This is a genomic window from Kitasatospora sp. NPDC036934 (assembly GCF_055608425.1).
The window spans coordinates 418,094-440,966 of the sequence record NZ_JBVJQR010000003.1 but is presented as its reverse complement, the minus strand read 5'-3'; the positions used below and the strand labels follow the sequence as shown (position 1 = coordinate 440,966).

17 protein-coding genes and 1 pseudogene are annotated in these 22,873 nt (G+C 75.5%); 13 read left to right on the top strand and 5 right to left on the bottom strand.

Annotated elements, in window-relative coordinates; genetic code table 11:
- Positions 1–105 precede the first annotated feature (105 nt).
- The 3 genes from ACZ7BZ_RS07050 to ACZ7BZ_RS07040 all read left to right on the top strand — a co-directional run bounded on the left by ACZ7BZ_RS07050 (position 106) and on the right by ACZ7BZ_RS07040 (position 2,116).
- Positions 106–1,035: an NADP-dependent oxidoreductase gene (locus ACZ7BZ_RS07050; RefSeq protein ID WP_470357474.1), complete on the top strand. Its 930-nt coding sequence runs from the start codon at positions 106–108 to the stop codon at positions 1,033–1,035.
- A gap of 95 nt (positions 1,036–1,130) precedes the next feature.
- Positions 1,131–1,277: a hypothetical protein gene (locus tag ACZ7BZ_RS07045; protein ID WP_470357473.1), complete on the top strand. Its 147-nt coding sequence runs from the start codon at positions 1,131–1,133 to the stop codon at positions 1,275–1,277.
- 62 nt (positions 1,278–1,339) lie between these two features.
- Positions 1,340–2,116, top strand: a complete 777-nt coding sequence (locus ACZ7BZ_RS07040) for a GNAT family N-acetyltransferase (protein ID WP_470357472.1) — start codon at positions 1,340–1,342, stop codon at positions 2,114–2,116.
- 42 nt (positions 2,117–2,158) lie between these two features.
- Here ACZ7BZ_RS07040 and ACZ7BZ_RS07035 read toward each other — a convergent pair whose 3' ends face one another.
- The 4 genes from ACZ7BZ_RS07035 to ACZ7BZ_RS07020 form a co-directional block, all read right to left on the bottom strand.
- A complete protein-coding gene (locus tag ACZ7BZ_RS07035) occupies positions 2,159–3,256 on the bottom strand; it encodes a PP2C family protein-serine/threonine phosphatase (protein WP_470357550.1) in 1,098 nt (365 codons plus the stop codon).
- Positions 3,257–3,440: 184 nt separating this feature from the next.
- Positions 3,441–3,863 (bottom strand): MarR family winged helix-turn-helix transcriptional regulator, encoded by a 423-nt coding sequence (locus ACZ7BZ_RS07030; RefSeq protein WP_470357471.1) that lies wholly within the window; start codon positions 3,861–3,863, stop codon positions 3,441–3,443.
- Positions 3,864–3,893: 30 nt separating this feature from the next.
- Positions 3,894–5,177, bottom strand: a complete 1,284-nt coding sequence (locus ACZ7BZ_RS07025; RefSeq protein ID WP_470357470.1) for a M48 family metalloprotease — start codon at positions 5,175–5,177, stop codon at positions 3,894–3,896.
- Positions 5,178–5,356: 179 nt separating this feature from the next.
- The gene (locus tag ACZ7BZ_RS07020) at positions 5,357–6,109 is read right to left on the bottom strand and encodes a universal stress protein (RefSeq protein WP_470357469.1); all 753 of its coding nucleotides are present in this window, start codon (positions 6,107–6,109) and stop codon (positions 5,357–5,359) included.
- A 337-nt stretch (positions 6,110–6,446) separates the two neighbouring features.
- Here ACZ7BZ_RS07020 and ACZ7BZ_RS07015 point away from each other — a divergent pair, with 337 nt between their 5' ends.
- The 7 genes from ACZ7BZ_RS07015 to ACZ7BZ_RS06985 all read left to right on the top strand — a co-directional run bounded on the left by ACZ7BZ_RS07015 (position 6,447) and on the right by ACZ7BZ_RS06985 (position 13,644).
- Positions 6,447–7,586 carry a CapA family protein gene (locus tag ACZ7BZ_RS07015; protein ID WP_470357468.1) on the top strand — a complete coding sequence of 380 codons (1,140 nt, stop codon included), beginning with the start codon at positions 6,447–6,449 and terminating at the stop codon, positions 7,584–7,586.
- A 575-nt stretch (positions 7,587–8,161) separates the two neighbouring features.
- The gene (locus ACZ7BZ_RS07010) at positions 8,162–8,941 is read left to right on the top strand and encodes a 2,3-dihydro-2,3-dihydroxybenzoate dehydrogenase (RefSeq protein ID WP_470357467.1); all 780 of its coding nucleotides are present in this window, start codon (positions 8,162–8,164) and stop codon (positions 8,939–8,941) included.
- Between the two features lie 107 nt (positions 8,942–9,048).
- On the top strand, positions 9,049–10,260 hold the full coding sequence (gene dhbC, locus ACZ7BZ_RS07005; protein ID WP_470357466.1) for an isochorismate synthase DhbC: 1,212 nt from the start codon (positions 9,049–9,051) through the stop codon (positions 10,258–10,260).
- Positions 10,257–11,945, top strand: a complete 1,689-nt coding sequence (locus ACZ7BZ_RS07000) for a (2,3-dihydroxybenzoyl)adenylate synthase (RefSeq protein WP_470357465.1) — start codon at positions 10,257–10,259, stop codon at positions 11,943–11,945. The genes dhbC and ACZ7BZ_RS07000 overlap by 4 nt, the downstream gene beginning before the upstream one ends.
- A 33-nt stretch (positions 11,946–11,978) precedes the next feature.
- The gene (locus ACZ7BZ_RS06995; RefSeq protein WP_470357464.1) at positions 11,979–12,629 is read left to right on the top strand and encodes an isochorismatase family protein; all 651 of its coding nucleotides are present in this window, start codon (positions 11,979–11,981) and stop codon (positions 12,627–12,629) included.
- A gap of 23 nt (positions 12,630–12,652) precedes the next feature.
- Positions 12,653–12,895, top strand: a complete 243-nt coding sequence (locus ACZ7BZ_RS06990; RefSeq protein WP_470357463.1) for a phosphopantetheine-binding protein — start codon at positions 12,653–12,655, stop codon at positions 12,893–12,895.
- Positions 12,895–13,644 (top strand): AMP-binding protein, encoded by a 750-nt coding sequence (locus ACZ7BZ_RS06985; RefSeq protein ID WP_470357462.1) that lies wholly within the window; start codon positions 12,895–12,897, stop codon positions 13,642–13,644. The genes ACZ7BZ_RS06990 and ACZ7BZ_RS06985 overlap by 1 nt, the downstream gene beginning before the upstream one ends.
- 39 nt (positions 13,645–13,683) lie before the next feature.
- On the opposite strand, the pseudogene ACZ7BZ_RS06980 reads toward ACZ7BZ_RS06985, so the two are convergent.
- A pseudogene (locus tag ACZ7BZ_RS06980) lies at positions 13,684–13,875 on the bottom strand (amidohydrolase); the annotation flags it as partial.
- An 89-nt stretch (positions 13,876–13,964) separates the two neighbouring features.
- On the opposite strand from ACZ7BZ_RS06980, the gene ACZ7BZ_RS06975 reads away from it, so the two are divergent.
- From ACZ7BZ_RS06975 to ACZ7BZ_RS06965, 3 genes are read left to right on the top strand one after another with little or no spacing between them, the layout of a single operon-like run.
- Entirely contained in the window at positions 13,965–21,320 is a 7,356-nt protein-coding gene (locus ACZ7BZ_RS06975) for an amino acid adenylation domain-containing protein (RefSeq protein ID WP_470357461.1), read from the top strand.
- The gene (locus ACZ7BZ_RS06970; protein ID WP_470357460.1) at positions 21,313–21,498 is read left to right on the top strand and encodes an MbtH family protein; all 186 of its coding nucleotides are present in this window, start codon (positions 21,313–21,315) and stop codon (positions 21,496–21,498) included. The genes ACZ7BZ_RS06975 and ACZ7BZ_RS06970 overlap by 8 nt, the downstream gene beginning before the upstream one ends.
- Positions 21,495–22,868 carry a DHA2 family efflux MFS transporter permease subunit gene (locus tag ACZ7BZ_RS06965; protein ID WP_470357459.1) on the top strand — a complete coding sequence of 458 codons (1,374 nt, stop codon included), beginning with the start codon at positions 21,495–21,497 and terminating at the stop codon, positions 22,866–22,868. Before ACZ7BZ_RS06970 ends, ACZ7BZ_RS06965 begins: the two co-directional genes overlap by 4 nt.
- Positions 22,869–22,873 lie beyond the last annotated feature (5 nt).

Sequence of the window (22,873 nt, the reverse complement as noted above, 5' to 3'; positions counted from 1 at the left end):
TCGGCCAGGTCGAACTGTCCGAACGGCCGGCCGGAGAGCCGGTGCGGGCGCCGCAGGATGGATCCCGTCGGAACGAACAACTCCCGGACGAACCGAGGAACTTCCATGACCAAGGCGATCGCCTTCCCCCAGTACGGCGGCGCGGACGTGCTGCGCCCGATCGACATCGAGCTGCCCGCCCCCGGCCCCGGCCAGGTGCGGGTCGCGGTCCGCGCGGTGGGCGTCAACCCGCTGGACCACAAGCTGCGCGGCGGCGAGCTGGACGGGTTCTTCCCGATCACCTTCCCCGCCGTGCCCGGCTACGAGCTCTCCGGAGTGGTGGAGGCGGTCGGCGCGGAGGTGACCGGCTTCGCGCCCGGCGACGAGGTGTTCGGCGCCCTGATGGGCGGCGGCTACGCCGAGCACGCGCTGCTGGCCGCGGCCGAGCTGGTGCACAAGCCGGCCACGCTGAGCTGGGAGGAGGCCGCGGCGATCCCGATCGCCGCCGAGACCTCCGAGCGGGTCCTCACCCTCCTCGGCGTGCGCCCCGGCGAGACGCTGCTGGTGCACGGCGCGGCCGGCGGGGTCGGCACCCTGCTGCTGCAGTTCGCCCGGGCGCGCGGCATCACCGTCGTCGGCACCGCGAGCGAGGCCAACCACGACTACCTGCGCGAACTCGGCGCGATCCCGGTGACGTACGGCGAGGGCCTGGCCGAGCGGGTCCGGGCCGTCGCACCGGACGGGGTGGACCGGGTGCTGGACGCCGCCGGCAAGGGCGGGGTGCTGCCGCTGTCCATCGAGCTGGCGGGCGGCGCGGACCGGGTGGTGACCATCGCCGACATCCCGGGCGCGCAGCAGCACGGCGTCCGCTTCTCCGGCGGCGCCGAGGACGGCGAGTACTACCACCAGCGCGCCTTCGCCGCCGCCCTCGCCCTGCACGAGGCGGGCACCCTGCGGCTGCCGGTGCACCGGGTGTTCCCGCTCGCGGAGGCGGCGCAGGCGCAGCGGGTCAGCGAGGAGGGCCATGCGCGGGGGAAGATCGTTCTCACGGTCTGAGCGGTGCCCCCGTCGGGTCCGGGCCTGTCGGGCCCCGTCCGGGCCCGTCACGTGGAAGCCCGGCCCCGCGCCGCCGCGCTCGGTGGAGTCCCGCCATGGTGACTCCGAGCGTGACTTCGAACGCGGCGGGGCGGTCGGCCGGCCGTTCCTGCGTGCTGACCGGCGCGGCCGGCGGCATCGACCGGCCCGGCGGCTCGATCCTCTGCCTGTCCTCCGTCTCCGTCTCCGCCGGAGCCGGTTGAGCGGGGCGCCGGGGGGTGAAAACCGGTGGCGCAGCGGCCGCGGGGCGTGTTGGAGTGAGCGGATGGATCATGATCACGTACTTGCCCTGTTCGACCAGCGGATCCGGCGCGACGCGCGGTCGGACGGTCCCGGCGTCCGCGTGGAGCTCGACGGCGCCGTGGTGCGCCAGGTCGGCGGGGAGCACGCCTGGAACGGCGTCGTCTGGTCCGGACTGGACGAGGCCGGGGCGGACGACGCGATCGCCGCACAGGTGGCCCACTTCACCGGGCTGGGCCTGGAGTTCGAGTGGAAGAGCTACGCCCACGACCGCCCCGCCGACCTCGGCCGGCGGCTGCTCGCGGCCGGGTTCACCGCCGAGCCGGACGAGGCGCTGATGATCGCCCGGATCGCCGACCTGCCCACCGAAGTGGCACTGCCCGAGGGCGTCCGGCTGGAGCCGGTGACCGACGAGGCCGGGGTGGACCTCATGGTCGCCGCCCACGAGCTGGCCTTCGGCGCCGAGATGCCCTCCTTGCGCGGGCGGATCCTCGACCACCTGCGGCACGACTCGGAGACGTTGCTCATGGTCGTCGCGATGGCCGGCGACCAGCCGGTCAGCGCCGCCCGGATGGAACTCACCCCGGGCACCGGGTTCGCGGGCCTGTGGGGCGGCGGCACCGTCCCGGGCTGGCGCGGCCGGGGCATCTACCGCGCCCTGGTCGCCCACCGGGCCCGCCAGGCCGCCGAACTGGGCTACGAGTACCTCCAGGTGGACGCGAGCGACCAGAGCCGCCCGATCCTGGAGCGGCTCGGCTTCGCCCAGCTGAGCACCACCACACCGTACGTGTACCGGCCGTAGGGCAGCTGGCAGCTGACGGCTGGCAACGAGCGCCGTCATCTGTCAACGGAGCCGCTCCACCATCACCATCGCCGCGTCGTCGTCCAGCCGGCGGCCGACATGGGCGAGCAGGTCGCGGCGCAGGTGGTTCAGCAGGACGCCGGGGCGCTCGGCCTGCCAGGCGGTGACCCGTTCGGTGAGCGGGTAGAAGCGGCACTGGGCGTCCCGGGCCTCGATCACTCCGTCGGTGTAGATCAGCAGCCGGTCGCCGGGGCGGAACGGGAAGGTCTGCACCTCGTAGGAGACCGGGGCGAGCTCGCCCAGGCCGAGCGGCGGCGCGGGGTGCTCGGTGGTGAGCGTGGTGAGGCCCTCGGGGCGCAGCAGTAGCGGGGGCGGGTGGCCGCAGTCGATCAGGTGGACGAGCGAGCCGTCGTCCGGGATGTCGAGCAGGACGGCGGTGATGAAGGACTCGGCGTCCTCGTCCGGGACGTCCTCGGTCGGGTGCTGGTGCCGGGACCGTTCGGCCCGACGGGCCTCGGCCAGCTGGGCGAGGCCCCAGCAGACGCTGCCGTCCAGGTACTCGGCCAGGCCGGGCAGGTCCGCGTGCAGGTGGGCGGCGGCCCGGAAGGCGCCGAGCAGCAGCGCCGCGTCGCCGAGCGAGGCCAGTCCCTTGCCGCGGACGTCGCCGACCAGCAGCCGGGTGCCGTCGGTGGTCCGGGCGGCCGCGTACAGGTCGCCGCCGACCTGTGCCTCGGCCTCGGCGGCCAGGTAGAAGGAGGCGAGGTGCAGTGGTCCGATCCGTTCCGGCAGCGGACGCAGCAGCACCCGCTGGGCGGCCTCGGAGACCGAGCGCACCCGTGCCAGTTCGCGCTCGTGCCGGTCGCGCAGTACCCGCAGGGCGACGATCAGCACCGAGACGACCACCTGGGCACTGAGCTGGGTCTCGATGTTGGCGCTGGTCAGGCCGTCCCGGAGGGCGCCGATGGTGGTGAGCGCGCCGATGGCGAGCAGGGCGACCCCGGCGGTGGCCCGGGGGCCCGCGACGGAGGCGGTGAGGGCGGGGGCGACGATCAGCAGCGGGCCGAGGTGGATCTCCGGCGGTGCGAGGATGTCGACGACGGTGATCACGGCGATCAGTGCGAGCGGCAGCGCCGTCATCATGCGGCGGTCGGGCCGCCAGGAGCGGCGGCGGGCGCGTGGACGGGGTTGGTCGGGGCGCTGCCGGAGGGGCACCTTTCCTCTGTACACCGTGGGGGCGGTGGGGCGCACCCCGGGGCGGCGACGCCCGGGGCGGCGGGCCCGGTCGCGGGCCCCGCACTTCCCGGTCGGCCCTCGCGGCCGGAGGTCAGCCTTCCTCGCCGTACCGGGCCAGGTAGTCGGCGAAGCGGGCGACGTCGGCGTCGGACCAGTCGGTGAAGCGGGCGGTGAAGGCGGTCCGGCGCTGCTCGTTGGCGTCCCGCAGCAGGGTGAGCCCGGCCTCGGTGGCGCGCAGGATCTGGCCGCGCTGGTCGTCCGGGTCGGCCTCGCGGCGCAGCAGGCCGAGCTTCTCCAGGGCGGTGACCTGGCGGCTGACGGTGGACTTGTCGAGCATGAAGTACGCGGCCACGTCGGCGGCTCGGCAGCCGCCGCGCTCGGTGATCAGGTCGAGGATGCTGTAGGTGACCAGGGAGAGGTCGGGGTGCAGCTGGGAGGCCTTGTGCCGGGCACGGCGGGCGAAGGCGGTCAGCTCGCGCTGGATGGTGTCGATGGACGACTCGCGGCCGGGCACGGCGTTCCTACCTCCTCGGGATTTGTTGCACTATACAACGGATTCGCCCGGGGTCGTGCGCGGCTTCGTCGCCGGTCCGTCGGCTGCTCCCTCCGGTCCGCCGGCTGGTCCGTCGGTCGGAACGGTCGGCGGAGCGCCCGCCGGCCGTCCCCGCGCGGCCTGCCAGGCACGGGCGGCCGTGATCCGGCGGGTCGCACTCGGGTGAGTGGCGAACAGTAGCTCAAGCACCCGCGGCGGGTCGACATCCGAGACGTTCACCACTGCCAGTCTGCGCTGCATCGCCACGAACTGCTCGACGTCCCCGGTCAGTTCGAGTGCGTGCCGATCCGCCCTGGCCTCGATCCGGCGGCTCACCGCGCACTGGACCGGCCCCGACAGGGCGCCGATCAGCGCCGCGAGCGCGGCCAGCAGCGGCAGCGCCCGAGGGTCGGCCGCGTCGACCGCCCCGGCGGCCGTCAACAGCGGGTGCCAGTCGGCCAGCAGGCCCAGTGCGGCGACCGCCACGGCCGCGCCCACCGCCCCGAGCGCCGTGCCGACCGGCACGTCCCGGTGCTTGACGTGCCCCAGCTCGTGCGCCACCACCAGCTCCACCTCGCGCGGCTGCGCAGCCGACAGCAGGGTGTCGTAGGCGACGATCCGGCGGGTCGCGCCGAAGCCGGACACGTACGCGTTCAGCGCGGTGGTGCGGCGGGAGGCGTCCGCCACCAGGACGTCCCGCACCCGCACCCCGTCCCGCTCGGCCAGCGCCAGCAGGGCGGTGCGCAGTTCGCCCGGCGGCATCGGGCCGAAGCGGTTGAACACCGGCTCGATCAGCAGCGGGTGGAGGAAGGACAGCGCGACCGTCAGCAGGGCTGCCCCGCCCGCCGCGGCCGGCCACCAGTACCGCGGTGACCAGGCCGTCAGCGCGAACAGCCCGAGCACCAGCGGCAGGACCAGCAGCAGGGTGAGCGCGAACGAGCGCACGGCGTCCACCGCCCAGCCCGCCCAGCCCTGGGTCACCAGCCCGTACCGGGCCCGGACGGTGCGCACCCCGGCGCCGAAGGGCAGTTGCAGCACCTGGCCCAGCACCACCAGCGCCGTCGCGCCGGCCAGCACCTCGGCCGTCCGGGAACCGCCGAACCAGCGGCCGGTGGCGGTCACCAGCGCGGCACCGGCCGGGGTCAGGCCGAGTACCAGGGTCAGCGCCAGTCCCGCCACCCGGCCGCCGAGCGCCCACGGCAGCTGGGTGCGGCGCAGCGCGCGGCCGCGGGCGCGCTCGGCGGGGGTGAAGTCGGGAGCGGCAGCGCCGACGGCGGCGGGGTCGGGTGTGTTCATCGCTGGGGACGGCTCCGGCGGGGGTGAGGGGGTCGGGTCCAGCATGTCCTACCGCACGCGGCGGGCGCCCACTCGTGGTGTCCGTTCGTGGTGTCCGTTCGTGGTGCTCGCCCGCGGTGCCGTCCGGCCCGTCCGGCCCATCGGGAGGGTTCCGGAGGGTTCCGGAGGTTTCGGAGGGCTCACCCCTCCGCCGGGCCGGTGGCCCCGTGGACCCCGGCGCGCAGCAGCTGGTGGCCGAGGTCCACCAGGGCGCGGCCGACCGCGAACTCGTCGCCGACGGCCGGGGCCGGGGGGTCGCGGGGGTTGCGGCGGGCCAGGGCGTCGCTGTGCAGCACGGTGCCGTCGGCGTCCAGCACGGCGTGCACCCGGGTGGTGTCCCGGTCCTCGACCACGTGCAGGCTGAGCTGCCAGTCCTTGGTGCGGGCGGTCGCCGGGGGCCACTCCTCCGCCGTGGCGTCCTCGGTCGGCGGCGGGGGCGAGGCCGTACCGTCCGCCCGGACGATCACCACCGGACAGACCCCGTGCGCCGCGCAGCGGGTGGACACCGAGCCGAGCAGCGTCCGGGTGAAGGTGCCCCGGCCGCGGCTGCCGAGCACGAGCAGGTCCGCGCCCTCGGCCGCCTCCAACAGCACCTCGGCGGCGTGTCCGGGCAGCAGGCTCTTGCGGACCTCCGCCGGACACTCGGGCCCGACGATCTCGTTGACCTCGGCGGTCAGCGTGCGGTGGGCGGCCCGTTCGAAGCCCTCGTCCACCATCGGCGCGAACCAGCCGTACAGGGACGGGTACTCCCAGGCGGCCACCGCGTGCACCGCGGCCTCGGTGAGGACCGCCTGCCCGACCGCCCAGCGCAGCGCCGCCTTCGACGGCTCCGATCCGTCGATGCCGACCACGATCCGGCGCTCCCGGCCGGGGGCCGGTCGGCTGTCGGCCATCACGCACCTCCTCCGGCGTCCAGGCCCAAGGCGTGCCACCCGCTCGCCCGGCCTGCGCCCTCACCTCCACGCTGCGCGCCGCCCGGCCGGGGCGCCAGGGACACGGTGGCCGGGTGGGGCCGGGGATTGGGACGGGCGGGCCCGGTGGGTCGGCGGGAGCGTTCTCCGGGGTGCCGCGCCTCCTGCGCCCTCCCGTGTCCTGCCTCGCGGGCGCTGTCTCCCTTGCGCCGTCTCCCGTGCCCTGTTGTGTCCGGAATGTTGTGGGTGCGGGCTCAAGCGGTGGCGATTCGGTGGCGTAGGCTGACCGTTCTTGTATCGACCTCGGGGGGAACCACTCATGCGCCGTGCCGCGGCCGCCGTCGCCGTGTTCGTCGGGCTGACCGCCGTCGCCGCCTGCGGGCCGGACGACCCGGCGCCCGCCAAGGCGTCGAGTGCCCCGCCGGCCGCGGCGCCCGCGCCCGCCGCCGGTGCGGCCTCCGGAACGGCCCCCGCCGCCGCCCCCACCAAGGGCGGCCCGCCCCGCCCGGACGGCAGCATCACCGTCGCCTTCGCCGGGGACGTCCACTTCGAGGGGCGCACCGAGCCCCGGCTGACCGTCCAGCCGCCCGAGCAGGCCCTCGGCCCGATCTCCCGCACCCTCGCCGACGCCGACCTCTCCGTGCTCAACCTGGAGACCGCGATCACCGGGCGCGGCGCACCGGAGCCGAAGACGTACACCTTCCGCACCACCCCCAAGGCGCTGTCCGTCCTCAAGGACTCCGGCGTCGACGTCGTCTCGATGGCCAACAACCACGCCGTCGACTTCGGCGCCGACGGCCTCGCCGACACCCTGGCCGCCAAGGACTCCTCGCCCCTCCCGGTGATCGGCGTCGGGCACAACGCCAAGGAGGCGTACGCCCCGTACCTGACCACCGTGCGCGGGGTGAAGGTCGCGGTGGTCGCCGCCAGCCAGGTCGAGGACATCACCAACCAGAAGTGGCGGGCCGGGGCCAACAAGCCCGGCATCGCCTCGGCCCTGGACGTCCCCGCGCTGGTCTCGGCCGTGCAGGCGGCAAAGCAGCAGGCCCCCGTGGTGCTCGTCTACCTGCACTGGGGCGAGGAGGGCAAGGCCTGCCCGACCGCCGCGCAGACCGCCGTCGCCAAGAAGCTCGCCGCCGTCGGCGCCTCCGCCGTGGTCGGCACCCACGCCCACACCATGGTCGGCTCGGGCATGCTCGGCAACACCTACGTGGGGTACGGCTTCGGCAACTTCCTCTGGTACGGCACCTCCAACTACGCCTTCTCCAACGAGACCGGCGTCACCACCCTCACCCTCGCCGCCGACGGCAAGGTCACCGGCGAGGCCTTCGCCCCGGCCACCATCGACGACAAGGGCATCCCCCAGCCGGTCACCGGCGCCGCCGCCGAGGCGGCCCTCAAGCGTCGCGACGGCCTGCGCGGCTGCGCCGGGCTCACCCCGCCCCCGGCGGCCCACTGACACCCTCGGGCGGCACCGCCGTCCGCATCATCAACGAATGGGCGGGCGCGAAGAGTTGACCACTCGTTGACTCCTCCTGCGCCGCCCCGCCGCAGCCGATGGGGTTTCTGCGGCGTCACGCCGGTGGAGCCGGCCGGCCGACCGGTCCTCAACCTCTTCCACCGCTTCGCCCCGCCGCCCGGGACCACGGCTGCGCCGCCGAAGCCGCCGCCACCGTCGTCGGCCGGGCCGCCGCCCGTGCCCCCGGGCTGCCCCTGATCGCCCGCATCCGCCCGGCGGCCCCCCGCCCGGCGAACCCCCCCGCCCGGCGAACCCCCCGCCCGGCGGGCCCCCCTTCCGGCGCGTCGCTCTCCGGGCCGGCCTCCAGTGCGCCGAACACCTCGACGGGCCCGGGTTCGACGGCTTCGACCGGATCCACACCGCCGGCCGGTAGGGGTCCGAGGCCGCCAGCTTCGTGTGTTCGGGCGGATTGACGGGGGCCCAGGTGTCGTGACGGGTCGAACGGACCAGCGACGCAGACGAACCATTATGTTAGGTTAGGCTTACCTAATAATGCTGGTCGGAGGGGAAGTCCCGTGGAACGGTCCGAATTCGCCGGTGTCGTCGCGATGGTCACCGGGGCCGGGCAGGGCATCGGCGCGGCCGTGGTCCGGGCACTGGCCGCGGAGGGGGCCGTCGTCGCGGCGGTGGACCGGAGCGCCGGCCCGCTCGCCGATGTCGCGGCCGAGTCCGCTGCGGTCCATCCCTATGTGGTGGATGTCGCTGACTCTCAAGAGGTGAACGGCGCAGTCGATTTGATCGAACATCAACTCGGTTCAGTGGCAGTGCTGGTGAACGTCGCGGGAATCATGCGGGCTGCGCCGGTCGTCGAACTGGCCGACGCCGAATGGGCGGAGACCTTCGCGGTCAACGCCACCGGAGTGTTCCACACCGGTCGGGCGGTCGGCCGCCGAATGGCCGAGCGTGGGCGGGGCGCCATCGTCACCGTCGGGTCCAACGCCGCCGGGGTGCCGCGGGCCGGGATGGCCGCCTACGCGGCGTCCAAGGCCGCGGCCACCATGTTCACCCGCTGCCTCGGGCTGGAGCTGGCCCGTTCCGGGGTGCGCTGCAACATCGTCTCGCCCGGGTCGACCGACACCGCGATGCAGCGCGCGCTCTGGGGCGAGGACGCCGAGGCGTCCGAACGGCGGCTGATCGAGGGGGACCTGGGGGCCTGGCGGGTGGGCATCCCGCTCGGCCGGATCGCCGCGCCCGCCGATGTCGCGGAGGCGGTGCTCTTCCTGGCCTCCGACCGGGCCCGTCACATCACCATGCACGACCTGTACGTCGACGGCGGCGCGACCCTGCGCGCCTGAGGTGCCTCCCGCAGACCGGTGGACCCCGAGAACCGGCAGACCGCACGCCGCAGACCGCAGACCGCACACCGCAGACCGTAGACCCGCCCCAGACTGGAGAGACCACCGTGACCACGGTGCACCACGCCCCGCCGGCCCCCACCGACGGCGGCTCCGACCAGGCCGCCATCGGCGCGGCCAGCGGCCTGCTCGGCCAGTACCGGGCCGCCGCCGACGAGGCGTTCTTCGCCTCGCCGACCCGTACCCTGCTCGCCGCCGGCCTGCACGCCCGGGTGCCGCAGGACGCCCGCCCGCTGCCCGTCCGGGTCGCCGAGACGCTGGCCGAGGCGCGTCGGGCCGGGGTCGAACGACCGCTGGTGGTCGGGGCGGTGGCCTTCGACCACGACGGCCGGGCCGAACTGGCCGTCCCCGCCCTGGTCCGGGCCGCCGGGGCGCTGCGCGACGACCCGCTGATCGCGCTGCCCGCCCCGCAGGCCGCGGACACCGGCTGGCGGATCCGCCCGGTGCCGGCGCCCGAGGCGTACGGCGCGGGCGTCGCCACGGCCGTGGAGCGGCTGCGCGGTGGGGAGTTGAGCAAGGTGGTGCTGGCCCGGACACTGGAGCTGAGCAGCGACCGGCCGCTCGACCTGCCGGCCGTCCTGCAGCGACTGGCCCGCCGCGACCCCGGCGGCTACACCTTCGCCGTACCGGCCGGCGGCGGCCGCACCCTGATCGGCGCCAGCCCCGAACTCCTGCTCTCCCGGCGGGGAACGGCCGTGCTGGCCAACCCGCTGGCCGGGTCGGTACCGCGCAGCGAGGACCTCGGCGAGGACGTGCGCCGGGCCGCCGCGCTGCTGGAGTCGCCCAAGGACCTGCACGAGCACGCCGTCGTGGTGGACGCCGTCCGCGCGGCGCTGGAGCCGTACTGCCGCGACCTGGAGGTGCCGGAGCGACCCACCCTGGTGCGGACCGCCGCGATGTGGCACCTGGCCACCACGATCAGCGGCGAGCTGGCCGATCCGGCCTGCTCCGCCCTGGAGTTGGCCTGCGCACTGCACCCGACCCCGGCCGTCTGCGGGACGCCGACGGATCTCGCGCGCCGGGTGATCGGCGAGGTCGAGCCCTTCGACCGGGGCCTCTACGCAGGCATGGTCGGCTGGGGCGACGAGACCGGCGACGGCGAGTGGGTGGTGACCATCCGCTGCGCGGAGGCGGACGGACGGACGCTGCGGGTGTACGCCGGCGCCGGGGTGGTCGAGCAGTCCCGGCCGGAGGCCGAACTCGCCGAGACCAGTGCCAAGTTCCGCACCTTCCTGGACGCCGCGGGGGTGGCCCGGTGACCGCCCTGGACGACGTGCTGGACGGATTCACCCCGTACCCGGCCGAGTTCGCCGAACGCTACCGGGCCGCCGGACACTGGCGCGGCGAGACCTTCGGGCGGATGCTGCGCGAGCGCGCCGCCGCGCACGGCGAGCGGACCGCCGTCGTCGACCCGGGCGGACACTCGGTCGCGGCGGGGGAACGGCGCTGGACGTACGCCGAACTCGACCGCCGGGCCGACCGGATGGCCGCCGGGCTGCTCGCCCGGGGCGTCCGGACCGGGGACCGGGTGGTGGTCCAACTGCCCAATACCGCCGAGTTCTTCGAGGTGGTCTTCGCCCTGTTCCGGATCGGCGCGCTGCCCGTCTTCGCGCTGCCCGCGCACCGGTACGCGGAGGTCTCGCACTTCTGCTCGTTCACGGGCGCTGTGGCGTACGTCGTCCCGGGCGTCGAGGGCGGCTTCGACCACCGCGAACTCGCCGGCCGCGTCCAGGCGGAGAATCCGGCGCTGCGACTGGTGCTGGTGGCCGGCGAGGACCCGGGTGAGCACGTCCGGCTGGCCGATGTGCCCTGCGACGGGCCCGGGCCGCAGCGCGAACCCGAGCCCGGGGACGTCGCCTTCCTGCAACTCTCCGGCGGCAGCACGGGCGTGCCCAAGCTGATCCCGCGCACCCACGACGACTACATCTACTCGCTGCGCGGCTCGGTCGAGCTGTGCGCGCTGGACGGTCGCAGCGTCTACCTGTGCGTGCTGCCCGCCGCGCACAACTTCCCGCTCAGCTCGCCCGGTTCGCTCGGCACCCTGTACGCGGGCGGCCGGGTGGTGCTCTGCCCGCAGCCGAACCCGGAGACGGCCTTCCCGCTGATCGAGCGCGAGGGCGTGACCGTCACCGGTCTGGTGCCGCCGCTCGCGCTGCTGTGGCTGGACGCCGCCGAGAGTGGCGCCCGCGGCCACGAGAGCCTGGAAGTCCTGCTCGTCGGTGGCGCCAAGTTCAGCACGGAGGCGGCCCGGCGGGTGCGGCCGGTGCTGGGCTGCACGCTCCAGCAGGTGTTCGGGATGGCCGAGGGCCTGGTCAACTACACCCGGCTGGACGACCCGGAGGAGCTGATCACCACCACCCAGGGCCGCCCGATCTCGCCCGACGACGAGGTCCGGGTCGTCGACGACCAGGACCGCGACCTGCCCGACGGCACCACCGGACACCTGCTCACCCGCGGCCCGTACACCATCCGCGGCTACTGGAACGCGCCCGGGCACAACGCCGACTCCTTCACCCCGGACGGCTTCTACCGCACCGGCGACCTGGTCCGCCGGCTGCCCAGCGGCCACCTGGTGGTCGAGGGCCGGGCCAAGGACCAGATCAACCGGGGCGGCGAGAAGGTCGCCGCCGAGGAGATCGAGAACCACCTGCTCGCCCACCCGGCCGTGCACGACGCGGCGGTGGTGTCGATGCCCGACCCGTACCTGGGCGAGCGGACCTGCGCGTACGTGGTGATCCGCGCCGAGCACCGTGCGCAGCCGCCGAAGGGCGTCGAGTTGAAGCGCTTCGTGCGCCAGCGCGGCCTGGCCGACTACAAGGTGCCGGACCGGGTGGAGTTCGTCGACGCCTTTCCCGCCACCGGGATCGGCAAGGTCAGCAAGAAGGACCTGCGGGCCGCCATCGCGGCCTCCCTCACCCGTTCCGCCTCCGGCTCCCGTTCCTGAAGCCCGCCAACCCACTTGAGGAGTTCGACCATCGTGGGCCTGCCCCGCATTCCCTCCTATCCGCTGCCGGCCGTCGAGGACCTGCCCGCCAACCGGGTCTCCTGGACGGTGGACCCGGCCCGCGCCGTCCTGCTGGTGCACGACCTGCAGAACCACTTCCTGGACGCGTTCCCCGGCGACGCCGCTCCGGCGCCCGAACTCCTCGACAACGTAGCCGCGTTGACCAAGGCGGCGGGTGCGAACGGGGTGCCGGTCGTCTACTCGGCCCAGCGCGGCGGGCAGAGCCCGGCCGAACGCGGGCTGCAGCAGGACTTCTGGGGGCCGGGGATCCCCGACGACCCGCGCGCCACGGCGATCGCCCCGGCCGTCGCCCCCGCGCCGGGGGACACCGTGCTCACCAAGTGGAAGTACAGCGCCTTCGTGCGCACCGAGTTGGAGCGGCTGCTGTGCGACCACGGCCGGGACCAGCTGGTGATCACCGGGGTGTACGCCCACATCGGCGTCCAGGCCACCGCCTGCGACGCCTGGATGCGGGACGTCCGCGCCTTCGTGGTGGCCGACGCGGTGGCCGACTTCGGACCGGAGGAGCACCGGGCGGCACTGGAGTGGATCGCCGGGCGGTGCGGGGTGGTCACCACCACCGGGGCCGTGCTGGGGGCGCTGGACGGGACGGTGGGGGAGTGAGAGCAGTGAGTGGAGCGAAGGGAATGAGTGGAGTGACGGGTGTGGGCTTCAGTGTGGAGCGGATCCGGGCCGAGGTCGCCGACCTGCTCGGCGGGGACCCGGCGGACATCCCGCTGGAGGAGGACCTGGCGGACTGGGGGCTGGACTCGATCCGACTGATGACCCTCGCCGAGCGCTGGCGCGCCGAGGGCGCCGAGGTGGCGTTCGTCCGGCTGGCGGAGCGGCCGTCCGTCGCGGCCTGGGCCGAACTGCTGGGTGCGGTCTGATGGCGGCGGTCGTACGGGACGCGGGCGCGGGGCGGTCGGGCGCCGCGTCGTCGCAGCTGCCGGGGGCGGTCCCGGTGCCGGTCTCGGCGGAGGGACTGGTCCTGCCGGGCCGGCTGGGGTCCGGACCGGCGGTCGAGCACCCGGCCACCACCGTGGTCGGCCCGGTCGAGGCGCAGGCGGCCCGGACTCCGGACGCCCCGGCGTTGGTGCTGGCGGACGGCGGGACGGTGACGTACCGGGAGCTGAACGCCTCGGCCAACCGGCTGGCGCGGGTACTGCTCCGGCGCGGCGCCCGGCCGGGGGCGACGGTCGGGCTGGCACCGGCCCGCCGCCCGGAGGAATCGCTGACGGCGCTGCTTGCGGTGGTCAAGTCGGGGGCGGCGTACCTGTCGCTGGACCCGGCGGACCCGCCCGGGCGGCGGGAGTGGCTGCTCGCCCAGAACGAGTTGGTGTGCGTGCTGGGGGAGGCCGTGCCGGGGGCGGTGGCCGGGCTGGACGCCTCGGGTGAGCTGGACACCGATCCGCCGCGGGCGCTCACCCCGCAGCACCTGCTCTGCGTCGGGTACGGCCCGGGCGGGCGCCCGGTCGCCGTCCGACTGACCCATGGTGAGGCGGACCGGCGGGTGCGGGAACTACAGGGCGCCCATCCGCTCGGGCCGGGGGACCGGGTGCTGCAACTGCGGCTGCCGCACTGGGGGTTCCTCTGGCCGCTGCGGACGGGGGCGGCCGTGGTGCTGACGGACGGGTGACGGTGGACGACGAACAGCGAACGGTGAACAACTTTCAGTGTGCCCGAGGCCGGGCGGGACGTCGTACTCGCAGACCGGCGCGACGGTGACCGGCCCGCCGCCGAGGCTCGCCGTGAAGGCGGTGGCCAGGCCGTGGGCCGGCGCGGTGACGGAGTAGCCGTGGGTGTGCAGCAGTTCGGCGCGCCAGGCCGCCGCCCGGTGTTCCTCGAAGGCGGCCTCGGGGTGGGCGTGGCCGCAACGGGCCGTTGATCAGGTCACATGAACTTAGGTTAGGCTAACCTAAGTAAGGCGTTCCGGATCCCCGAGGAGCTCTCCGCACCATGCCTGCCGTCGAAACGCACCCCGCCGATCACCAGCCCACCGGGGCGCGGCCCGCCGACGTCCCGCTGCTCGCTGCCCAGGCCGCCGTCTGGTACGGCCAGTCGCTCGACCCGGCCAGCCCGGTCTACAACACCGGCGACGCCGTCGAGATCACCGGACGGCTCGACGAGGACGCGTTCGAGGCGGCCCTGCGGCAGACGGTGGACGAGGCCGAGGTGCTCGGCGTGGTCGTGGTCGCCGGCCCGGACGGCACCCCGCACCAGCGGCCGAACCCCGACGCCCCCCACTGGCCGCTGCACCGCCTCGACCTGCGCGCCGCCCACGACCCGGACGCCGAGGCCGAGGCCTGGATGCGCGCCGACCTCGCCCGCCCGGCCGACCTCGCCACCGGCCCGCTGTTCACCCAGGCCCTCATCCGGCTCTCCGACGACCGCCGGCTCTGGTACCGCCGGATCCACCATCTCGCGGTCGACGCCTACGCGTTGACACTCCTCGGCGAGCGCGTCGCCGCCCACTACACCGCGCACACCAGCGGCACCGGACCCGGCCCCAGCCCCTTCGTGGGCCTCGCCGAAGCCGCCGCCGAGGAAGCCGCCTACCGCGCGGGCGGCGACTACACGGCCGACCGCGCCCACTGGACCGCCCACCTCGCCGGCGCCGAGGCCCCTGTCACCGTGCTCAGCGCGCGCGCCGCCCTGCCGGGCACGCCCGCCGCCCTGACCGGTACCGGTACTCCGGCCGACGGCCCGGGCGGCGCGTCGGCCCCGCTGCGCGTCACCGCCACCCTGCCCGCCGGCGCTCGGGAGCGCCTGGAGCGCGCGGCCACCGCCGTCCGAGCCACCTGGGCCGAACTCCTGCTTGCCGCCACCGCCGGCTACCTGCACCGCCTGACCGGCGCCGAGGACGTCGTGCTCGGCCTGCCGCTGGCCAACCGCCGCGGCCCGGCCGCCCTGCGCACGCCCGTCGCCACCGCCAACGTCCTCCCGCTGCGCCTCGCCGTCCGCCCCGCCGACTCCGCCGAGGAGCTGCTGCACCGGGTGGTCCGTGCCCTGCGCACCGCCCGCCGCCACCAGCGCTACCCCCTGGAGGACCTGCGCCGCGACCTAGGCCTGACCGGTGGGCGCCGCGCCCTGTTCGGACCGATGGTCAACATCAAGGCCTTCGAGGCCGACCTCGACCTGGCCGGCCTGCCCGGCGTGGTTCGCAACCTCGCCGCCGGACCCGTGGACGACCTCGCCGTCAACGTCTCACCCGGCCCCGACGGCGCCCTGAGGCTGGCGTTCGACGCCGACCCGGCCCGTCATGGCGCCGGCTCGCTCGCCACCCACCGGGACGGCTTGCTGCGCTACCTCGACGCCCTCGCCGAGCAGTTGCTCACCGACCCGCGGACGCCGATCGGCCGGATCGACCTGCTGGACGCCGACGCCCTTCGCCGGGCCACCGAGGGCCGCGCCGAGCCGCCGGTCGAGCGGACCGTGCCCGAGCTGTTCTCCGCCCAGGCCGCCCGCACCCCGGACGCCGTCGCGGTCCGTTGCGGTCCGGCCGCCCTCACCTTCGCCGAGCTGGAGCGCCGGTCCAACCGTCTCGCCCACCGTCTGACCGCCCTCGGCGTCCGGGCCGGCGCACCCGTCGCACTCGCCCTGCCGCGCAGCGCCGACACCTTGGTCGCGATGCTCGCCGTGCTCAAGGCCGGCGGCGCCTGCGTCAGCCTCGACCTGACCCACCCCCGGCAGCGGCTCGCCGCCGTGCTGGCCGACGCCCGCCCGGTCTGCGCTCTCGGCACCCCCGACGCGCTCACCGCCCTCGACCTGCCGCCCGGCCTGCCCACCGTCCGGCCGTCGGCGGACGCCGACGGCACGCCGGACGCCGGGCGCGAGCCGGACGCCGACGGCGCGCCGGACACCGCCCCGCCGCCGCCCCGACTCCACGACGCCGCCTACGTGTTGCACACCTCGGGCTCCACCGGTCGCCCCAAGGGCGTGATCGTCACCCACGCCGCGCTCGCCAACCTGCACGCCGGCCACGGCGAGGACCACATCGCCCCCGCCCTCCGCCGCACCGGCCGCGACCGGCTGCGCATCGCCCACAGCGCGTCCTTCGCCTTCGACGCCTCCTGGGACCCGGTGCTGTGGATGGTCCACGGCCACGAACTCCACCTGCTGGACGACGCCACCTACCGCGACCCGGCCGCGCTCGCCGCCCACCTCCACCGGGAGCGCATCGACTACCTCGACCTCACCCCCTCCTACCTCGAAGTCCTGATCACCGAAGGCGCGTTGGACGAGGACCGGCACCGCCCTTCGGTCCTCGCGGTCGGCGGCGAAGCCACCCCGCCCGCCCTCTGGCAGCGGCTGGCCGCCGTCCCCGGCCTGCACCCGATCGACCTCTACGGCCCCACCGAGACCACCGTCGACGCCTACGCCTGGACCCCGGGCCCGGACGGCGCCCCGGCCGGCCGGGTGGTGCGCGGCTCCCGCGCCTACGTCCTGGACGGCTCGCTGCGCCCCGCCCCCGACGGTGTCACCGGCGAACTGTACGTGGCCGGCGCCTGCCTGGCCCGCGGCTACCTCGGCCGTCCCGACCTCACCGCCGAACGCTTCCTCGCCGACCCCTTCGGCCCGTCCGGTGAGCGGATGTACCGCACCGGCGACCTCGCCCGCCGCCGCCCCGACGGCACCCTGGAGTTCCTCGGTCGGGCCGACGGCCAGGTGAAGATCCGCGGCTTCCGGATCGAGCCCGGCGAGATCGCCGCCGCGCTCACCCAGCTCCCGGGTGTGGCCCGGGCGGTGGTGATCGCCCGGCCCGGACCGCAGGGCAAGCGACTGCTCGGCTACGTCGTCCCCGCCACCGGTGACGCGCCCGACCCGGAGGAGCTGCGCGCCGCGCTCGCCGTCCGGCTGCCCGCCCACCTGGTCCCGGCGGCCGTCCTGCTGCTGGACGAACTGCCGCGCACCGCCCACGACAAGCTCGACCACCGCGCCCTCCCGGAGCCCGCCGCCCCAACCCCCGGCGCGGCCGCCGCCACCCCGCGGGAGGAACTGGTCTGCGGGCTGTTCGCCGACGTCCTCGGCCTGCCCGCCGCCCCCGGGCGGGAGGACTCCTTCTTCGACCTCGGCGGGCACTCCCTGCTGGCCGGCCGACTGGCCGCCCGGCTGCGTGAGACCTTCGCCGCGCCGGTCGCCTTCGCCGACGTGTTCCGCCACCCGACCCCGGCCGCCCTCGCCACCCTGCTCCAGGGCGGCGGTCCGGCGCCCGAGCAGCGCCCCGCGCTGGTGCCGGTACCCCGCACCGAGCGTCTCCCGCTCTCGCCCGCCCAGCGCGGCCTCTGGTTCCTGCACCGCCTCGAAGGCCCCACCCCCACCTACAACATCCCGCTCGCCCTCACCCTCACCGGCCCGCTCGACCGCGCCGCCCTCACCCTCGCCCTCGGCGACCTCACAGCCCGGCACGAAATCCTGCGCACGGTCTACGGCGAGGAGCCGAACGGGACCCCGTACCAGCGCATCCTGCCCGCAGCCCCGATCGAACTCCACCACAGCGGCAGCGGCAGCGGCAGCGGCAGCGACGGGGACGGCGACGGCGACGGCGACGTGGCCGAGGCCGTCCGGTACGCCTTCGACCTCGGCGCCGAACCACCGCTGCGGGCAACGCTGTTCACCCACGGCCCCGAGCGGCACACCCTGCTCCTGCTGCTCCACCACATCGCGAGCGACGGCGCCTCCACCACCCCGCTGCTGCGCGACCTCGCCGCCGCCTACACCGCCCGGCTCGCCGGTCACACACCCCGACAGGAGCCGCCGGCCGTCCAGTTCGCCGACCACGTGGCCAGGCAGCGGCAGCTGCTCGGCACCGCCGAGGCGCCCACCCCGCTCGCCGTTCGGCAGACCGAGCACTGGCGCGCCGCCCTCGCCGGGCAGCCCGACCAGCTGGACCTGCCCACCGACCGCCCCCGCCCGGCCGTGGCTGGCCACGACGGCGCCACCGTGCCCTTCGCCCTCGGAGCCGGGGCGCACGCCGCCCTCGCCGGGCTGGCCCGTGCCGCCGGCGGCACCGTCTTCATGGCCGTCCAAGCGGGCCTCGCCGCCCTGCTCACCCGGCACGGCTGCGGCACGGACATCCCCATCGGCACGTCGCTGGCCGGCCGCGAGGACGAGCAGACCGCCGCGCTCGTCGGCTACTTCGTCAACTCCGTGGTCCTGCGGACCGACACCTCCGGCGACCCGAGCTTCCGCGAGCTGCTCCAGCGGGTGCGCGGCACCGTCCTGGCCGCGCACGAGCACGCCGACCTGCCCTTCGACCGGCTGGTCGAGGAGCTCAACCCGGCCCGCTCGCTCGCCCGGCACCCGCTGTTCCAGGTGATGCTCGCCTGGCAGAGCCGCGCCGACCGGCCCACCGCCCTGGGTGGCGGCCTGACCGCCGAGATCGCCGCGATCCCCAGCGGCACCGCCAAGTTCGACCTCACCCTGAACGCCGGGGAGCTGCCCGGCGGCGGCATCGGCGGCTTCCTGGAGTACCGCACCGACCTCTTCGACGCCGCCACCGTGGCCGGGCTCGGGGACCGACTCACCCGACTGCTCACCGCCGCCGCCGACGCCCCGGACACTCCGATCGGCCGACTCCCGCTGATCAGCGCCGAGGAGCGCCACCGCGCCCTGGTGGAGTGGAACGGCACCCCGGCGGACACCGCGCCGACCGCCGTCCCCAGCGCCGCGCCGACCGCCGTCCCGACCGGCTCGTCGCCCGCCTCCCCGACCGCCACCCTGCCGGAGCTGTTCGAGGCGGCCGCCGCCGCCAACCCGACGGCCACCGCCGTCAGTTGCGCGGAGGAACGGCTCGACTACACCGAACTCGCCGCCCGCGCCGACCGGCTGGCCCGGCTGTTGGCCGCCCACGGCACCGGCCCCGGAACCATCGTCGCCCTCGCCCTGCCCCGTTCGGTCGAGCTGGTCGTCGCCCTGCTCGCGGTGGCCAAGTCCGGCGCCGCCTACCTCCCGCTGGACCCGGACTACCCGGCCGACCGCCTCGCCTACATGCTGGCCGACGCCACCCCCGCCGCCCTGCTCACCGACCGGGCCACCGCGCCCCGGCTGCCCGCCCACGCGGTACCCCGACTCCTGGTCGACGGCGCGGAGTCGGCGGACTTCCCGGCCACCCCGCTGGCCCAGCACGAGCGCACCCGTCCGCTGCGCCCCGACGACACCGCCTACGTCATCTACACCTCCGGCTCCACCGGCCGTCCCAAGGGCGTGCCCGTCACCCACCGCAACGTGGCCCGGCTGTTCAGCTCCACCGACCACTGGTTCGGCTTCGGCGCCCAGGACGTCTGGACCCTCTTCCACTCCTACGCCTTCGACTTCTCGGTCTGGGAGCTGTGGGGCGCCCTGCTGCACGGCGGCCGCCTGGTCGTCGTCCCGCACCTGGTCAGCCGCGACCCGGCCGCCTTCCTCGACCTGCTCGCCCGCGAACGCGTCACCGTGCTCAACCAGACGCCGTCCGCCTTCTACCAGCTCAGCGCCGCCGACCGGGACCGCCCCGGCACCGAACTCGCCCTGCGCTACGTGGTGTTCGGCGGCGAGGCGCTCGAACTCGGCCGCCTCGACGACTGGTACTCCCGGCACCCGCAGGACGCGCCCACCCTGGTCAACATGTACGGCATCACCGAGACCACCGTGCACGTCTCCCACATCGCCCTCGACCGGGCGAGCGCCGCCGCCACCAGCAGCAGCACCATCGGCGTCAACATCCCCGACCTGCGGGTCTACGTCCTCGACCAGCACCTCCAGCCCGTCCCGCCCGGCGTCACCGGCGAGATGTACGTGGCCGGGGCCGGACTGGCCCGCGGCTACCTCGGCCGCCCCGACCTCACCGCCACACGCTTCGTCGCCGACCCGTACGCCGGACTCTTCGACGAGCCCGGCACCCGGATGTACCGCTCCGGCGACCTCGCCCGCCGCCGCCCCGACGGCGTCCTGGAGTACTTCGGCCGCGCCGACCAGCAGGTCAAGCTGCGCGGCTTCCGGATCGAACTCGGCGAGATCGAGGCCGTGTTGGCTGCCCACCCGGCGGTCGCCGACGCCGCCGTGATGGTCCGCGAGGACGCCCCCGGCGACAAGCGACTGGTCGGCTACATCGTCGCCGCCGACGCCACGCCCGAGGACGTGCGCGCCCACGCCGCCGCCGGACTGCCCGCCCACATGGTGCCCGCCGCCGTGGTGCTGCTCGACCGGCTGCCGCTGACCGCCAACGGCAAGCTCGACCGCCGTGCCCTGCCCGCCCCCGACGCCCCGGCCGCCGGATCCAGCCGCCCGCCGCGCAGCCCGCGCGAGCAGCAGCTCTGCCAACTCTTCGCCGAAGTCCTGGGGTTGGCGGCGGTCGGGGTCGAAGACGACTTCTTCGCGCTCGGCGGGCACTCCCTGCTGGTGGTCCGGCTGGCCGGCCGGATCCGTGAGGTGCTCGGCCTGGACGTCGGCATCGGCACCCTGTTCCAGGCGCCCAGCGTGGCCGCCCTCGACGCGGCGCTGTCGGACGGCGCCCGCGACGCCGACGCGCTGGACGTCCTGCTGCCGCTACGGCCCACCGCCCCCGGACGGCGCGCCCCGCTGTTCGCCGTCCATCCGGCGGGCGGCCTGAGCTGGTGCTACACCGGCCTGATCCGTCACCTCCCGGCCGACGTGCCGATCTACGGCCTCCAGGCCCAGGGCGTCGGCGCCGCCACCGCCGGCGAACCGCTGCCCGCCACCCTGGAGGACCTGGCCGCGCACTACGCCGACCGCCTGCGCGAGGTCCAGCCCGAGGGGCCGTACCGGCTGCTCGGCTGGTCCACCGGCGGGATCATCGCCCACGCGGTGGCCGTCCGACTCCAGGAGCTCGGCGAGCGCGTCGAGTTGCTCGCCGTCCTGGACGCCTACCCGGCCGAGGGCTTCCGCGAGCTGCCCGTCCCCGACCAGGCCGAGGCCCTGGAGGCCCTGCTCACCATGGGGGGCTTCGGCCCGGCCGACCTCGACCGGCAGCCGCTGGAACTCGACGCCGTGATCGCGCTGTTGGGACGCGAGGGCAGCCCGCTGGCCGGGCTCGACCGGGCCACCGTCAGCGCGCTCAACGAGATCTACCTCAACACCAACCACCTGGTGCGCGGCTACGACCACCGCCGCTACGACGGCGACGTGCTGTTCTTCCGCGCCACCGTCGACACCGTCGACGACTCCCTGGTGCCCGGACTCTGGGCCCCCTACGTGTCCGGCCGGATCGACAACACCGACGTGGCCTGCTCCCACAAGGACATGACCCTGCCCGCCCCCATCGCGCACATCGCCCGCGTGATCGCCGACCACCTGGAGAGGTCCTCCGATGAGTGACGCCCCCGCCAACCCCTTCGACGCCGACGGCGAGTTCCTGGCCCTCGTCAACGATCAGGGCCAGCACTCCCTGTGGCCCGCCTTCGCCGCCGTCCCGGCTGGCTGGGGCGTCGCCCACGGCCCCTGCGAGCGACCCGACGCACTCGCCTGGATCACAGCGCACTGGACCGACCTGTGACCCCTCCGGCCGTCGAGTCCCCGGCGCGCCCCCTGCTCGCGGGGCGCGCCGCCGTGGTCGTCGTCCACACCGCCGCGATGTGCATGAACGGCCTCGACTCCACCATCGTCAACCCCGCGCTCTACCGCATTGCCGAGGACTTCGGCCGACCCGTCGCCGCGGCCAACGCCGTCGAGACGGCCTTCCTGGTCGGCCTCGCCCTCGGTCTGCCGGTGGCCGGCTGGCTCGGCGACCGGTACGGCGTGAAGCGGGTGTTCCTCGGCGCGCTCGCCGCCTTCACCCTCGCCTCCGCCCTGTGTGCCGCCGCCCCCGGCCTCGGCGCGCTGGCCACCGCCCGCGCCGGCCAGGGCGTGGCCGGCGGACTGCTCACCCCGGTCGGCATGACGCTGCTGTTCCGTGCCTTCGAGCCGCAGGAGCGTCCGCGGCTGGGCCGGATCCTGATCGTGCCGACCGCCCTGATGCCCGCCCTCGGGCCCCCGCTCGGCGGCTTCCTCACCGAACACCTCTCCTGGCACTGGCTGTTCCTGGTCAACCTGCCGATCGGGATCGCCGCCGTCACCATCGGCCTGCTCGCGCTGCGGAGCGAGCCGGAACGCCCGGCCGCCCGCTTCGACACCCGCGGCTTCCTGCTCGCCACCCCCGGCCTCGGCCTGCTCACCTACGCCCTCGGCTTCGGGCCCGCCCACGGCTGGTCCGCCCCGGCGGTCTGGCTCGGCGGACTCGCCGGGGCGGCGCTGCTCGGCCTCGCGGTGCGGAACCAACTCCGTTCCTCCGCACCGCTGGTGGACCTGCGCCTGCTCGCCGAGCGGTCCTACGGCGCGGCGGGCTGGCTCGCCCTGCTCACCTCGGCCGGACTGATGGGCGCCCTGTTCGTCGTCCCGCTGCTCCACCAAGCCGTTCGCGGCGCGACGGCGTTGGACGCCGGGCTGAGCGTCTTCCCGGAGGCGATCGGCCTGCTGGCCGCCTCCCAGGTGGTCGACCGCCTGCTGCCCCGGCTCGGCCCGCGCCGCCTCGCGCTGCCCGCCCTGCTGCTGGCCGCGACGGTCCTCGCCGCTCTCGGCTTCGCCGAGAATCCCTGGGCCGTCAGGGCGTTGATGTTCGCCGTCGGACTGGTGCTGGGCAACGCCGTGATCACCGTCCAGATCGCCGGCTTCGCCGACGTCCCGCCCCCTGCGCTGGGCCGGGCGATGGCCCTGTTCACCATCCTCCGCACCCTCGGCGGCGCCCTCGGTATCGCCGCCACCGCCGCCCTGATCGGCGCCCTCACCGACGGCCCCGCCCCCACCCCCTACCGCCTCGCCCTCGCCCTCGCGGCCACCCTGATCGCCGCCGGCACCCCCCTGGCCCTCCGGCTGCCGCGTAGCGCCTGAGCCGC

What these genes read in the sequence shown, in the direction of transcription:
- ACZ7BZ_RS07050 (WP_470357474.1), top strand. Translation starts at nt 106, where the DNA reads ATGACCAAGGCGATCGCCTTCCCCCAGTACGGCGGCGCGGACGTGCTG.
- ACZ7BZ_RS07045 (WP_470357473.1), top strand. Translation starts at nt 1,131, where the DNA reads ATGGTGACTCCGAGCGTGACTTCGAACGCGGCGGGGCGGTCGGCCGGC.
- ACZ7BZ_RS07040 (WP_470357472.1), top strand. Translation starts at nt 1,340, where the DNA reads ATGGATCATGATCACGTACTTGCCCTGTTCGACCAGCGGATCCGGCGC.
- ACZ7BZ_RS07035 (WP_470357550.1), bottom strand. Translation starts at nt 3,256, where the DNA reads ATGATGACGGCGCTGCCGCTCGCACTGATCGCCGTGATCACCGTCGTC.
- ACZ7BZ_RS07025 (WP_470357470.1), bottom strand. Translation starts at nt 5,177, where the DNA reads ATGAACACACCCGACCCCGCCGCCGTCGGCGCTGCCGCTCCCGACTTC.
- ACZ7BZ_RS07020 (WP_470357469.1), bottom strand. Translation starts at nt 6,109, where the DNA reads ATGGCCGACAGCCGACCGGCCCCCGGCCGGGAGCGCCGGATCGTGGTC.
- ACZ7BZ_RS07015 (WP_470357468.1), top strand. Translation starts at nt 6,447, where the DNA reads ATGCGCCGTGCCGCGGCCGCCGTCGCCGTGTTCGTCGGGCTGACCGCC.
- ACZ7BZ_RS06990 (WP_470357463.1), top strand. Translation starts at nt 12,653, where the DNA reads ATGAGTGGAGTGACGGGTGTGGGCTTCAGTGTGGAGCGGATCCGGGCC.
- ACZ7BZ_RS06985 (WP_470357462.1), top strand. Translation starts at nt 12,895, where the DNA reads ATGGCGGCGGTCGTACGGGACGCGGGCGCGGGGCGGTCGGGCGCCGCG.
- ACZ7BZ_RS06975 (WP_470357461.1), top strand. Translation starts at nt 13,965, where the DNA reads ATGCCTGCCGTCGAAACGCACCCCGCCGATCACCAGCCCACCGGGGCG.
- ACZ7BZ_RS06970 (WP_470357460.1), top strand. Translation starts at nt 21,313, where the DNA reads ATGAGTGACGCCCCCGCCAACCCCTTCGACGCCGACGGCGAGTTCCTG.